The organism is Dictyobacter formicarum, from assembly GCF_016587435.1.
Genome location: NZ_BNJJ01000012.1, coordinates 1 through 13,048, shown reverse-complemented (window position 1 = coordinate 13,048; position 13,048 = coordinate 1). Strand labels below are relative to the sequence as shown.

Genomic DNA, 13,048 nt, shown 5'->3' with positions numbered 1-13,048 from the left:
AAGGAGAGATGAGGAAGAGTATTTTTGTAGGTGTGCGGAATGGTGAAGGGTTCGCTTATTAATCTCTGCTTTCGCGATAGAGATTATTGGTATAGCGTGTCACTACTTTGCGCCAGAACGCCTGCGCAGCCTCATTTTCTACATCCTGTCGCACGCGCCAGTGGCCCGGAAACATATCAAAAATATGGTGCGCTACAACCTGGCCTAATCCCTGCTGACGATATTTGCGTAAAATAAAGAACTCAATCATACTATAGGTCGCAGGCTCTTCTATTTTTTGTACCAGCACAAAACCGGCCAATTTATGCTCTACCCGAATTAAAAATGGAAAGCGGTTCTCGTCGGTCCAATAGTGATCTAGATAAGGATAATCGAAGAGACCGTGGTCGCCAATACTTTTGGCGGTGAACTCGCTACAGTCATGCTGGCAGAGTTCCAGTAGATTCCTGACGATAAATTTTTCTTCACGTGTGGCAATATTAATTTCAACCTTCATGCTATAGATGCCTTTTCATATATATTCAACTGTATGGATTTAAGCCAGGAAAAGGTAAAGGCTGATTTTATCCCTTTATGAGCTACCAGTCAGCAACTCATAAAGGTCTGTCTTGTATCTGTGAGATGGATTTCAGGCTTCTCTGGCCTGGCGCATAATTTCTTTGAGTTGGTCGTAGTGCATCTGGCCGTGCAGCAGACCGAGCGTATAGCAACCAATAGCATTCATTGGACCCACAAATGGTAGGCGCACAATTGTTGTGTTGAGATCGGGTTTGTCGGGCCAGGCGTCCAGATAAGCATTACAGATGCGACTGCATTCGCGCAAGCGATCCTGTACCTGTGCTAGCGTCGTAATACTTTCCCAGGGCGTCTCGGTGTGCAGGCGTTGTTCGATGGCAAAACCGCGTGCGAGCAATGCGGACGAGGTTGCTTGTTCCTCCAATGAAGCTGTCAGGTGGGCGATCACATGTCCCAGTGTCCAACCATGCTCACCTTCACCTGCCTGAGGATCTTCTGGCACCAGCGTGACGGCCGCATCTGTCGCTCCAGCGATAATCGTCTGGATATTACCAAAGAGTTCACTGGTTTCTGCGCGTAAATCTGCCTGAGTTATTGAGCTGGTGAGATCAGCGTACGAAGCTTTTCCTGCGCGTAAAGCTCCAAAATCAATCTGTAACATACATAAAGCTCCATTATTAAAAGTTGTAATGTCAATGGACAGGTTTTATCCTCGTTAACATTATCTCTCTTATATATGCACAAAAAACGTTGCATTGCCAATATAGCGACCTGCTGCCATTTATTTTTTTGTTGGTGTGGGGGTTGGCGTAGGAGCCCTTAGCGGTAGATTGAAACCCCAGTCAAGCAGTTGAGGCGCATCTACAAAGCGATCAGTTTTCTCCTTACCTTGCAGGAGTACCCCGATGAGTGTGTGCTTAGAATTTTTGGCGGCAAACACCAGGCAAGCGCCCGCTTCGACTGTAAATCCTGTTTTGACGCCGATGGTGCCTGGATAGGATTGCAATAGATCATCGGTGGTGTTCCAGCTATATGCTCCATGATCGGCGGTGGCTGGCAACTGGTAGTGCTGAATTTGTACGATCTGGGCAAATATAGGATTACGCAAGGCGTAGCGCGTGAGTTGCGCCAGGTCGGCAGCGGTGGTGTATTCATCGGGATCGGGCTTTTTGTTGGCTCCTGTATAGTACGTCAGCCCATCTGGATTGATGTAGTGGGTATTGTTCAGGTGTAGTTTGTGAGCATAATTGTTCATGATCTTCACAAAATTGGCGGGCGAGCCACTGATATTGTCGGCAATGGCAATGGCCGCATCGTCACCTGAAGGGAGCAGCAGGCCATAGAGTAGATCAATCATGCGCACCTTATCACCTGCTTTGAGATTGGCCGAGCTACCCAGATTTTCCGACACCTCTTTCACCGCATCCTCTTTGACAGTAACTATCTGGTCGGGCTGACTTTTCTCCAGTGCGATGATCGCAGTCATAATCTTTGTCGTGCTGGCCATAGGTAAGCGTTCATTGCCACGGATATTGGCCAGGACGTTGTTGGTGTCCGCGTCCAGCAGATAGGCGACCGATGATTTAAGTGCTGGTGGTGTCTGGCCGTTTGCGCTTAAAACTGGTTGTGGTGTGGGCGTGGGTGTGGGATTAAGGCTACTGATAATTGTGGATCCAATGGGCGTAAACATCATCAACGGTATGGTCAAGAGAAGCTCGAGTGCAAGCACAAATAAGACCGTTGCAACGACAAGTCGCTTCATAGCGAAGTATCAACCTCATGTTTCTAATCATTATATGTAAAATATGCAAACAATTCACTGCATCATTAATCTGATTGCAGCGATATTTGTATATACTCTGCCGTGAGCATGAATCGGGTCGTCAGTATTACATCATGAAGCGCAAGGGCGCCAGAATATGCTCGCTGAGCTTTGTATACCACGGCCGATGATGCCATTCTTCGGCGCTGAGCTCAATCACACCTTCTGTATCACAGGCAAACAGCCGCTCCATCTGCTGTGCGAACTCTGCGCTATAGATTTCCAGGTTAATCTCATAATTGCCGATGGAGCTCAGGCGATCCAGATTTGCGGTGCCAATGGTGGACCACTGGCCATCGATGGTACAGGTTTTAGCATGCAGCATCGCGTGGCGATAGCCCAGAATATGGATACCTGCATCCAGGCATTCACTAAAATAGCTATGCGAGATCCAGTCGGCAACCACATGATTAGAGGTCCAGGGTACGAGAATGCGCACGTCAACGCCACGCTGGGCCGCCGCCTTTAATGAGTCCAGCAGCGTGCCATCGGGTACAAAATAGGCGTTGGAGAGGTATATCGAGTGCTCAGCCCGGCTAATAGCTTCGATATACATATCTCGGATGGGGAAGGTCAGGAGCAGGGCATCGTTGCCGTGTAGATTGATCAAGGGATCAAATCTGCGCTGGTAATGGCGCGTGATTTGATCGTTTTTAGGGCCGAAGCGGTTCCAGAAGTCGATAAACGAGCGGGCAATCTCAGCTGAGGCTGGTCCCTGTATACGCAGATGGGTGTCGCGCCAGGAATTGGCATACAGGCTGCCAATGTTGTAGCCACCAATAAAGCTCGTTTTTCCATCTACGACCAGCAATTTGCGATGGTCCAATGCATAGCGGCGCGGATCAACAATGTGGCGATATGAGCCGAACGCCTGATATTCCATCAAATGAATGGCAGGATCAAAGGAAGCCTTAAACTTGTGTGGAACAACCAGGTTCCCAATCATATCAAAGATTACATAGACCTCGACCCCTTCAGCCGCTTTGCGCGCCAGGTGGGCCTTGAAATCCCAGCCAGCTTCGTCGTCTTTCCAGATATAGGACTCAATATAAATGCTTTCCCTGGCCTGATCGATGGCGCCTAGCATCGCCTTATAAAGATCTTTGCCATAGCTGTACAACTGGAGGCGGTTGGCACCTACCTGGACCTCCTTGAGCTCTATTGAGGGAAACTTGCGCTGCTTTTTATTGCGATCACGGATAGCTGTAATCGTTAGCAGGATGGCAGCCGTCAGAAACTGGGCCGAAAAGATTCCGAGGATGATATTGCGAAGAAGTTTGGTGGCCGAGAAATTTTTCTGCCAGCGTTCCCAAAAGGATATATACATCTGTAATTTTTTTATGGGGATGCTACGCCTCTGTCCCTGAATCTTCATCCCGATTTTTTGAATTTTCATCTGTGTAATTCAATCTACTGTGGATTTATCGCGACAGTAATATAGGGTCATTTGTTGTTATTATAGCATGGAGTAATAGTATGGATGTATAAGCAAAGGATAAGAGGGAAGAATAGGTAGCGCGCTTGCAGTTTCGTTAACCTTAATGGTGTCGGGCTAGCTAATACGTTGAATGGGCCAGACCAGTACATCCAGGCGCCTGGCGTAGTAGAGCAAAGGAGTTGTATCAGGTAAATGGATGTGGTGGGAGGTCGCCATGGTGTTGCGTGTGGCTTCCATTTCGGCTGGCTGTAACGGCCAGTGGATATGGTGGATATCGGCTCTGTAGACGTGGGAACCAAGGTTGGTATAGAGGCAATAGCGATCGGTAAGCCAGGACTCAATGGAGTGGCGCTGCGCATAGACTACGTCACCGGTAGGTCGGTAGCGGGCGATAAAATCAGCCGAGGGCGCGCCTCTATGGGCGCGCTGACTGCGATAGTAGATGGTATCGTCGATGCGTTTACTTTCCATCAAGGCGTTAAAGTAGGGCAGGTGGAAGATTGAGCGTGCCAGGGCGACCGCAATGGGATTGCCTGCATCCAGACTAAAAAAGTAGACGCCGGGCCGCCCATCGAGCGATACATAGGTGCGCACATTTAATTCTGGGAATCTGGATAGCGCAGGTACCGCGAAAAGTCCACGAGGCCTGACATCGCTCATGCGAAATGGAACTATTCCTACCCAGGCCTCGCCCTCGAAGGTGTCGACTTTAAAAGCTTCGGGCAATAAAGTCTGCAAGCTGGCAGGGGCTATCGGCCAGTGTGCAAAGAGCAGTTCATGCCAGCTTTGCTTCATAATCCAGGGTCCTGCTGGTAATGGATAATTACGATGCTGGACCGCCTGGAGAATTTCTTCCGGGCGCACGTATCATTCCTTACATTCATCAGGGGATGCCGAGGACACAGTTCCATGGTTGGCGCGAGGCAGGCATGCTGTGAACATGACAGTCCTCGCTCCATCCCCTCTTTTCCTATATATGTCTAATGAATCTGCGGCTGATAAGGACCGCTGATGCGCTCAAACCGTGGGCGATAGCGCGTCTCATGATAATCTGCTGGATCAACACGACGGGCCGGAATATTTTTACCAGGAATATCAGTGACGATATATTCACCGTTACGATGAGCGGCCATCACGTTATGCATACCTTCGCTGACTTTACTCATGATCAGATTAGCAAAATGGATCGCAATATCTTTATCGTATACTTCTGGCTCACCACTCCTCAAGAAATAAGTCAAATCGATCGGCAGAAAGCGCACTCCCGAGATACGCGAGCTTAGCTGGTCCGCCAGGAATTCCGCTACGTTGGCCTTTTTCTTATGTCCATAGGCGTCTGCCTCACCAATGGTGGGGACCGGGATACCCATGTTGGCACCTTCGGACATGACGACAAATGAATATCCTTCAGGATTCTGACGGTCCTTCATTACCAGGTCTGCCAGACGGTCAATGTCGATGGCGACTTCAGGAATGATCAGGCGATCGGCCCAGGTCACTGCCGCCGTTTCAAGTGCGGTGAAGCCTGCGTCGCGTCCGAACATACGGAACAGCACTGTTTGGCGATGGGAGCCAGCGGTTGAACGAATGCGGTTAATAAACTCTCCGGCGCGACTAATGGCAGTCTGGAAGCCGATACAGTAATCGGTGCCGGGTACATCATTATCCATAGTTTTCGGAATTGCCCAGACGGGAATGCCTGCATTAGCCAGCTTGGAGCCATAACTCAGGGTATCATCGCCACCAATTGCTACCAGGCCATCAAGGCCCAGAAACTCCAGGTTGGCAATAACCTCTTTAGTCAGGTCAACGCGATCTTCTGGTTTGTGTCCTTCGCCATAAGGTTTCAGATGGGGAGGTAGCTCGCTTACACGCGTATTGGCAGGATTAGTACGTGAAGATTGAAGTATCGTGCCTCCCTGGCGATCGATACTGCGGGTATTAAGGCGAGTCAGGGGCATCAAATACCCCTCTTTCCAGGTATTGGGATCTTCTTCCTGGAAGATCAAACCTTCCAGCCCCCGTGACCGATCCAGGAAGGTTATCCCTTCCCAACCGGCGCGTAAACCCATGACGCGAATACCCATTGTTTCTGCGCGGTACACTAATGCTTTAATTGCCACGTTGAGCCCTGGCACGTCGCCGCCACCGGTTAGCACGCCGAGCGAGCGAATGGGGCTTGACACATGTCCTGGCATGGGAAACCTCTTTTCAACTGAGACTTACTCTCTATTACTTGCTACCCTCGACTGATCGAATAACAGCCCGGGGTACTTTCCGCTCTCTTTAATAGTGGGGAGCGCCTCCCCACCACAAAGATGTATAGAGAAAATTATATCACTCGTGTCGATCAGAAACCTGATATCTGCATGGAACTATATCACTATTCATTTTAGCTTCTATGTGTGGTATTCACACATTTGAGAGCGACCTGAAAGTTTTTGTCCTTGCGTTGCTTATATGGCTGTTACATAGGTCCCTTGCAGGTATACAGTATCAATCTTTTCTCTGTTTATTATGGTACCTCTCATGGCAAAAATCTATTCATTGGTACTTACCGCGCATATTTACGTCAATTATATATCGATATGCGCCATTGTCAGGTAGTTTACCTGTGCTTTAAGGCCAGCCAGGTCGGACCATCGGGGTGGGAGTAAGAATGGAGCGAGGAGGGATACATTGTGATGCTATAGCCTGCTGCTGTGGGAGGCATGTAGCGTCCGTTGTGAATGATAACTGGATTTTCGAAGTGCTCATGTAGGTGATCGACATATTCGAGAATGCGGTTTTCCAGGGAGCCGCTGATGCAGATGTAGTCGAGCAAGGAAAGGTGCTGGACGTATTCGCACAGACCAACTCCACCGGCGTGCGGGCAGACTGGTATGCCGAATTTTGCCGCTAGCAGCAATACGGCCAGAACCTCATTGACCCCTCCCAGGCGGCAGGCGTCGATCTGGCAGAAATCGATCGCTTTGGCCTGTAACAGTTGCTTGAAGATAATTCGATTCTGGACGTGCTCGCCGGTAGCTACTTTAATAGGAGTGATGGCGCGAGCGATCGCGGCGTGCCCGAGAATATCATCGGGACTGGTTGGCTCCTCGATCCACCAGGGATTGAACGGCGCCAGGAGCCGCATATAGGCGATCGCCTCCGGTACATCCCAGTATTGGTTGGCATCCATCATCAGTTTGCGCTCCGGTCCGATGGCGTTGCGCATGATCTGGGCGCGCCGGACGTCATCTTGCTGGTTGGCCCCGACTTTGAGTTTAAAGTGCGTCCACCCCTGCGCGATAGCTTCATGGCAGAGAGCCTCAATCTTCTCATCGCTATAGCCCAACCAGCCAGCCGAGGTTGTATAGGCAGGATAACCTATTTGCAGCATTTCCTGCTCACGCTCAGCTTTAGTGGTGGCCTGGTGCTGCAGGAGGCTTAATGCTTCATCAGGAGTCAGGGCATCGGTGATATAGCGAAAATCTATACACGCTACCAGCTGCTCCGGTGTCATATCCACCAGCAACTTCCAGAGCGGCTTACCCTCCGCCTTGGCATAGAGATCCCATACCGCATTGACCACGGCTGCAGTTGCCAGGTGGATGGCTCCTTTCTCAGGTCCGATCCAGCGCAACTGACTATCTCCGGTCAGCATGCGCCAGCAAGCGGCCATATCAGCGGTCAACGCTTCCAGTGTCAATCCAACCAGCATGGGGGCTAGCGCCTGAATGGCGGCCACACAGACCTCATTGCCTCTGCCAATGGTAAAGGTCAGGCCGTGACCTTCCAGATCGGGATGATCTGTATAGAGAATGACATAAGCAGCCGAATAATCGGGGTTTTTATTCATGGCATCCGAACCATCGAGTGCCAGTGACGTAGGGAAGCGAATATCGTGTGTTTTGAAGTGGGTAATGGTGATTGGTGTGGTGGGCACTGCTCTATTCCTTCACTAAAAATAAGTATGACTAATTTATATACAATCACAGGATAATAGATAGCTATATATCGTCGAATATCCTGGATTTAAGGTCAGCGTCACTTGCATAAGTCACACTTAATGCTCGTATATATTTCATATACTACCATATAGATATAAATGATGGCAAGCTCAATCGAGGGTCAGAATGAAGGTGACTTCTTGATGTACATGATTGTATTGACTTCATCGGTTATTAATGAGTATGTCTTATCCTATGCCAGGGCCAATATGCTTCAGAATGCTGCTCGCTTTTTGCTATTAAATTACGCTTGCAATTCCTGGTTGAATTGTTCCTGCTGCATTTCTATGGCCTGATCCAGGTACTGCATAAACTTTTGCGCCGCTTGCTCCATTTCTGCGGCCGGGGCTGGCCGGGCTGGCTCAAGAATTCTGTGTATGGCCTCTGCCAGCAAATCAGCCATCTGTTCATCTGTCAGTGTAAACTCGTCTGGCATTACTGGTGCTACAAAGAAAAAGCCGGTGAAGATGGCGCTGATGAGATATATCTGTGCCTGGATGCTAAGGTCAGTGCGTACTAGCTGGTGTGCGCGTAAGAATTCTAGATAGATCGTGAAGCCTGCTATTTTCTCGATCTGGGTGACGCTGCGGCGCTCGTTGTGGGCCAGTTTACCAATTACCTCGATATCGCGCAGTATGACGGCCTTCATCAGTGGGCGCTTCAGCATGATGAGTGTGAGATGCTTGAGCATACCTTGTAGCGTGGCCCCACTGGTATCTTCACTGGTGTGCTGCCTTAGATCTTTTGTGAGCTCCAGTTTTTCACGTTTCATCAACGCTCTGAATAGCTCTTCTCGCGTTTTCCAATGCAGATAAATAGTTCCCTTTGCTACTCTGGCCTGCCTGGAAATATCATCAAGCGTAGTTTTTTGATAGCCCCAGCGCAAGATCAATGCCTCCGCCGCATCTAAGATGCGCAGTGCTCGTTCCTGGCGTCGCGCAATATCGTGCGTGCGCGTGCTTTTTTTCAAGCCCTGTTGTGTCACAATCCGGCTCCTCTACATTGAATGAAAAATGACTATTTAAGCCAAAATAGTCATGAAATTAATATATTTATGTATACAAGGAAACACTCTGAAAGTCAAGGGATTGCGCATGTAGAGCTGCCTGGTTGTTGGGCCGTGGCTCTGGCTGGTTGGAGGCTGGATGAGAAAGGAAGCGATATGTGATGTGGAGTGAGCGGAAAGATGGCTCGTTCCTCTCTATCGATCAGGCAGCGGGGAGCAGAACATGGAAAACACTGCCTTTACCTGGCTCACTTTCGACCCAGATCGTACCATTGTGCAATTCTATGATACGCTTGCTGATGGTTAATCCAAGTCCCAGTCCTCTCACTTCGCGCGTTAAGCGCGTATCGATGCGATGGAAAACATTAAAGATCTCTTTCAAATGTTGCGGTTCGATGCCTATGCCATGATCCCGAATCCATATCTCGACCATATGTTGACTATGGGGGGCCGTGATGTCCTGCTGGTGGATCTGTTCCTGCCCATCCACAGGTGGCAGGACTGGGTGTAATGGATCCATGCTCATCGTGCAGACTCCTACCTCGATAGTTCCACCTTGAGGTGAATAGAGTAGCGCATTTTCGAGTAGATTCTTGAGCGCTTCTCTAATGCGTTCGCGGTCGGCGTAAATGGATCGGTTGTAGGCTTCCTGGCCTTCGACACAACCTGTGAGCTCAAATTGGAAGCAAGGACGAGCATCCGCTGGATGCCTCTGTTGCTGGTAGCGTGGGGAGTGCTGAGCGGCATGTTGTGCATCTGCTATGAGCTCGTTAATAAGCTGGCAAAGATCCACCTGTCTCTGCTCCAGGATAATAGGCTCTGCTTCAAGTTGTTGTACTTCTATAATCTGATTAATAAGCATTTCTAGTTGCTCACTAGCCTGTTGAATTGCCTGGAGAAATTCTAATCGCTCCCTCTTTCCCAAACGCTGTTCATGGCGTACAAGTGTAGATGTATACCCTTTAATAGCGGTGAGGGGAGTCCTTAATTCATGGCTCAGGTTTGTAAGCAAATCTATGGTAGGTTGATTTTTTTCTTCTATCATATCTCTCCTCCTCCTCTTCCTTCTCTCTATGGTTTCGCTTGCTCAAATTTAGCTGTCAGCTGACTTGAAATAAAGAATCTTTTTTTGCATTGTGTAATGTTTGGTTGCCAATATAGTCTAGTATAGGCCCCATCACTCACAAAGAAAGCACAGAGCACAGTACACTATCACAATGGCATCACAGAAAATGTAAAGCCTGTATATTGCTAAGCTTGATTTAATAATGATTTATAGTGTTACATACATATTAGGAGTATGATAGTGATGAGTTTAATAGGGGGAGCAGTATTGTTTCTTCAATACATGAGGTGAAATATTATGGCTCCAACTGCGACTGATAATTCTGATTGGGAAGTGGATGCGTCCAGACGTAGCGCTGCCTTTGCCCGTACGAGTATGGCGTTGATGCGCGAAACTGATGAAGGACGCCTGCTTGAGCATATAACCAATACCTGCTGCGCGGCGACAACTGCAGAGCTTGCAGCCTGCTCTTTGTGCGCTGTTGACACGGATGGAAAACCAATTGACGTGGCCGATGAGGGCCTTTTCCATATAGCCTGTGCTGTCGGGGTTACTGATGAGCAGCGCGTTTTTGCTCAATCTGTGCCACTGGCGGGTATCGGATTGTTGCGCCCCATTTTTAAGTATGGTTCACCAGTACGCATCAACGATATTTTGTCCCCTGATGTAACGGCTTATCATTCTTTTTTGAAGGATCACGAAGCTGATGGGTCTATTTTTAGCCCACATGTGCGTGACTCTGTGTTTGCTGAACCTTTGCATGCGACACCTTTGCCTTCCGAGCATCCTCCTTTACGTAGCTTCCTTGGTGCTCCCTTCCTTAATTATGATGGTGAAGTAATAGGTGCTTTACTGTTGGGACACTCAAAGCCGGGTCATTTTTCTGCGTATGATGAATTACTGGCAGCTGGCCTGGCTACGGTAGCGGCCGTGGCCCTGGAAAACATCCGTTCATGCCAGCGCGCGCAATTGCGCGATAGGGATCTGGAGGCGCGGCAAGAATTGGGGGCTCAAAGGGCCACACTGCAAATGATTATCGATGAGATGCCAGGTAGCGTCTATCTGGTTCATGGGCCAGATGCCCGCCTGGTATTCATTAATCGTGCGGCGTCTGCTTTGTGGCAAGGTCAATGGGAGTTAAATCAGCCAATGGGCGAATTTTTGCAGCAGAGCCAGATTACTATCTTCGACGAAAATGGCGTTCCCATTCCTTTTGAACAGCTGGCTATTATGCGCGCGATAAATCAAAGAAAAGCTACACATCAGCAACTGGAGGAGTTGCGTTATGCCGATGGCCGTTATGTGCCAATGAATGTAAGTACCTCGTTGATCAGTATTCCGCGGTGGCTGTGGCCCACTATACGTAGCGTTTTCTCTTTGCAGGACAAAGGACCTTTAGTTGTTGTTGTGCATCAGGATATGGCTGCATTGATTGATGCTGAATGTTTGATAGACGAATTCATTGATACTGCAGCCCACGAGCTTCTCTCGCCTCTAGCCATCTTGCGCGGCTTTTCGCAAAGCTTGATGCTACAATCTAAACGTGGCTGTGGTGCTGCACTGACTGATTGGCAATTGGAAGCCATTGAGGGCATTGAGCAAGCGACAACCAGAATGGCTGCGATTACGACTGATTTATTGGATGCCACTCGCCTGCAGGCGGGCTGTTTGAACGTGCAGCTTGAGCCCCATGATTTGGTTGCTCTCGTGCGCCGGGTTGTCCAGCGTTTACAACTTACCACTAGCAGGCATCAACTTAACGTCCATACCGGACTGGATCACCTGATTGTAGAGATTGATGTCGATCGTATGGAACAGGTTCTGACCAATTTGATTCAGAGTGCGATTAAATATTGTCCCGAAGGCGGCCCTATCGATCTGGATATTTCGGAAGGTCATGAATCTCAGCATGTATGTATCGCGGTTGTGAGCATACAAATTTATGGTATTAGCATTCCTACCGAACAGCAAGCGAAAATTTTTGAGTGCTTCAATCGTACCGATAATGCTCATGCCTTTGATGGAGCAGGGCTTGGATTGTATCTCTGCCGTGCTTTGATAGAGTTGCATCAGGGCCAGATCTGGTTTGAGTCGCTTGAAAGTGAGTGCAGCGCATTCTATATTACCTTGCCCGCATATTTTGAAGACAAGCCTATGACCTGTCCATTGACGTAGGTTCGGGCCTTGCACCCGACTTGTTCCTCGGTACACGAAAACGTTCTCATATGCATGAACTTTTTTATGGTTGATGCTCAAAAAATATTGCGGTGAAGTACAGGAAATGTGCGCGCATATTTCCTGTACTTCACTATAAAAAATAGGGCCCGGGTGCGCATGCGCCCGTCCGCCAGAAAAAAGGACGGCTCGTTCGGGATATGTGTCCCGAACGAGCCGTCCCTTCAGGGAGAGGAGAAAGACCTTCTAAAGGAAGGAATGATCTTTTTAGCTGGTGTATTGGTATTTTTTGTGAGCTGTATCAGAGATACAGCTCCATAGATTTTGTGCTTGTTTATTTAGGCTTTACACTGCCACTGGGTCCAGTGGAAACCGTCGCGTTGGAAGAGCTCATAGGCTGCGCGAGCGTTGGCCTGCGGATCAAAAGGTGATTTGCCAGCCTGGGATGTGCCGTTCCAGGTGCTGGGATACAGGATCTGGAAGAGGCCGGAAGCATAGCTGCCACCGATGGCCATCGTGTTGCGAGCATTAGGATTCATGGTTGATTCACACTGCGCGATACGGATCGCCTGGTTCGCATACGGACCAAACACGCCGCGAATGACGCTGGTCAGGTAGGTCTCATTGGTGGCTGCATGGGTGGTTTTGGTCTGCATACCCATCATGGTGCCGAACAGGGTTACGCCTAACAGCATGGCAAAAACAATATTGATAATGCGGCTTTTCTTATTGGCTGTTGTATGTGTAACGCTTGTGTTCTGCTGTGAAATCAATGTGTACTCCTTTTTACAAGCTGACTACTGTTTCGTTAACCTGTCAGGACATACATACATAAGTATGTACGTGCACAAACTATTTCTCTACAACCATTTCAGGCAAGGTCGAAGGCACGACTAACCAGGGTCTATGACATATTGGAAAAAAGGACTCCTGTTTTTGTGTAAACAGGTAGATTAAACCCTGTAGTTTTTGTTTATGGAGATACTATTGGTAACGCCGGGGGATGCCGGAATGCCTACTAGATCGAACTTAC

General features: G+C 48.9%; 11 protein-coding genes. 1 reads left to right on the top strand and 10 read right to left on the bottom strand.

Annotated elements, in window-relative coordinates; genetic code table 11:
* Positions 1-58 precede the first annotated feature (58 nt).
* From JMI88_RS20885 to JMI88_RS20845, 9 genes are all read right to left on the bottom strand, one after another.
* On the bottom strand, positions 59-496 hold the full coding sequence (locus tag JMI88_RS20885; RefSeq protein ID WP_201363915.1) for a GNAT family N-acetyltransferase: 438 nt from the start codon (positions 494-496) through the stop codon (positions 59-61).
* Positions 497-628: 132 nt separating this feature from the next.
* The gene (locus JMI88_RS20880) at positions 629-1,177 is read right to left on the bottom strand and encodes a DinB family protein (protein ID WP_201363914.1); all 549 of its coding nucleotides are present in this window, start codon (positions 1,175-1,177) and stop codon (positions 629-631) included.
* 120 nt (positions 1,178-1,297) lie between these two features.
* A complete protein-coding gene (locus JMI88_RS20875) occupies positions 1,298-2,278 on the bottom strand; it encodes a D-alanyl-D-alanine carboxypeptidase family protein (RefSeq protein WP_201363913.1) in 981 nt (326 codons plus the stop codon).
* Between the two features lie 127 nt (positions 2,279-2,405).
* On the bottom strand, positions 2,406-3,665 hold the full coding sequence (locus JMI88_RS20870; RefSeq protein WP_201363912.1) for a phospholipase D-like domain-containing protein: 1,260 nt from the start codon (positions 3,663-3,665) through the stop codon (positions 2,406-2,408).
* A 225-nt stretch (positions 3,666-3,890) separates the two neighbouring features.
* Complete coding sequence (locus JMI88_RS20865) at positions 3,891-4,640, bottom strand: YqjF family protein (RefSeq protein WP_236022988.1); 750 nt, start codon at positions 4,638-4,640, stop codon at positions 3,891-3,893.
* A gap of 116 nt (positions 4,641-4,756) precedes the next feature.
* Positions 4,757-5,974, bottom strand: a complete 1,218-nt coding sequence (locus JMI88_RS20860) for a 6-phosphofructokinase (RefSeq protein WP_201363911.1) — start codon at positions 5,972-5,974, stop codon at positions 4,757-4,759.
* A 410-nt stretch (positions 5,975-6,384) separates the two neighbouring features.
* Positions 6,385-7,704, bottom strand: coding sequence for an L-fuconate dehydratase (locus tag JMI88_RS20855; protein WP_236022987.1), 1,320 nt, complete (start codon positions 7,702-7,704; stop codon positions 6,385-6,387).
* Positions 7,705-8,012: 308 nt separating this feature from the next.
* Entirely contained in the window at positions 8,013-8,753 is a 741-nt protein-coding gene (locus JMI88_RS20850; RefSeq protein WP_201363910.1) for a TetR/AcrR family transcriptional regulator, read from the bottom strand.
* A 223-nt stretch (positions 8,754-8,976) separates the two neighbouring features.
* The gene (locus tag JMI88_RS20845; protein ID WP_201363909.1) at positions 8,977-9,819 is read right to left on the bottom strand and encodes a sensor histidine kinase; all 843 of its coding nucleotides are present in this window, start codon (positions 9,817-9,819) and stop codon (positions 8,977-8,979) included.
* Positions 9,820-10,137: 318 nt separating this feature from the next.
* Here JMI88_RS20845 and JMI88_RS20840 point away from each other — a divergent pair, with 318 nt between their 5' ends.
* Positions 10,138-12,015 (top strand): GAF domain-containing sensor histidine kinase, encoded by a 1,878-nt coding sequence (locus tag JMI88_RS20840; RefSeq protein WP_201363908.1) that lies wholly within the window; start codon positions 10,138-10,140, stop codon positions 12,013-12,015.
* Between the two features lie 338 nt (positions 12,016-12,353).
* Here JMI88_RS20840 and JMI88_RS20835 read toward each other — a convergent pair whose 3' ends face one another.
* Entirely contained in the window at positions 12,354-12,788 is a 435-nt protein-coding gene (locus JMI88_RS20835) for a transglycosylase SLT domain-containing protein (protein WP_236022986.1), read from the bottom strand.
* Positions 12,789-13,048: the final 260 nt, after the last annotated feature.

Bases quoted from the DNA above. Each gene is read 5' to 3' on its own strand.
- JMI88_RS20885 (WP_201363915.1), bottom strand. From the start codon at position 496: ATGAAGGTTGAAATTAATATTGCCACACGTGAAGAAAAATTTATCGTC.
- JMI88_RS20870 (WP_201363912.1), bottom strand. From the start codon at position 3,665: ATGTATATATCCTTTTGGGAACGCTGGCAGAAAAATTTCTCGGCCACC.
- JMI88_RS20860 (WP_201363911.1), bottom strand. From the start codon at position 5,974: ATGCCAGGACATGTGTCAAGCCCCATTCGCTCGCTCGGCGTGCTAACC.
- JMI88_RS20880 (WP_201363914.1), bottom strand. From the start codon at position 1,177: ATGTTACAGATTGATTTTGGAGCTTTACGCGCAGGAAAAGCTTCGTAC.
- JMI88_RS20845 (WP_201363909.1), bottom strand. From the start codon at position 9,819: ATGATAGAAGAAAAAAATCAACCTACCATAGATTTGCTTACAAACCTG.
- JMI88_RS20875 (WP_201363913.1), bottom strand. From the start codon at position 2,278: ATGAAGCGACTTGTCGTTGCAACGGTCTTATTTGTGCTTGCACTCGAG.
- JMI88_RS20840 (WP_201363908.1), top strand. From the start codon at position 10,138: ATGGCTCCAACTGCGACTGATAATTCTGATTGGGAAGTGGATGCGTCC.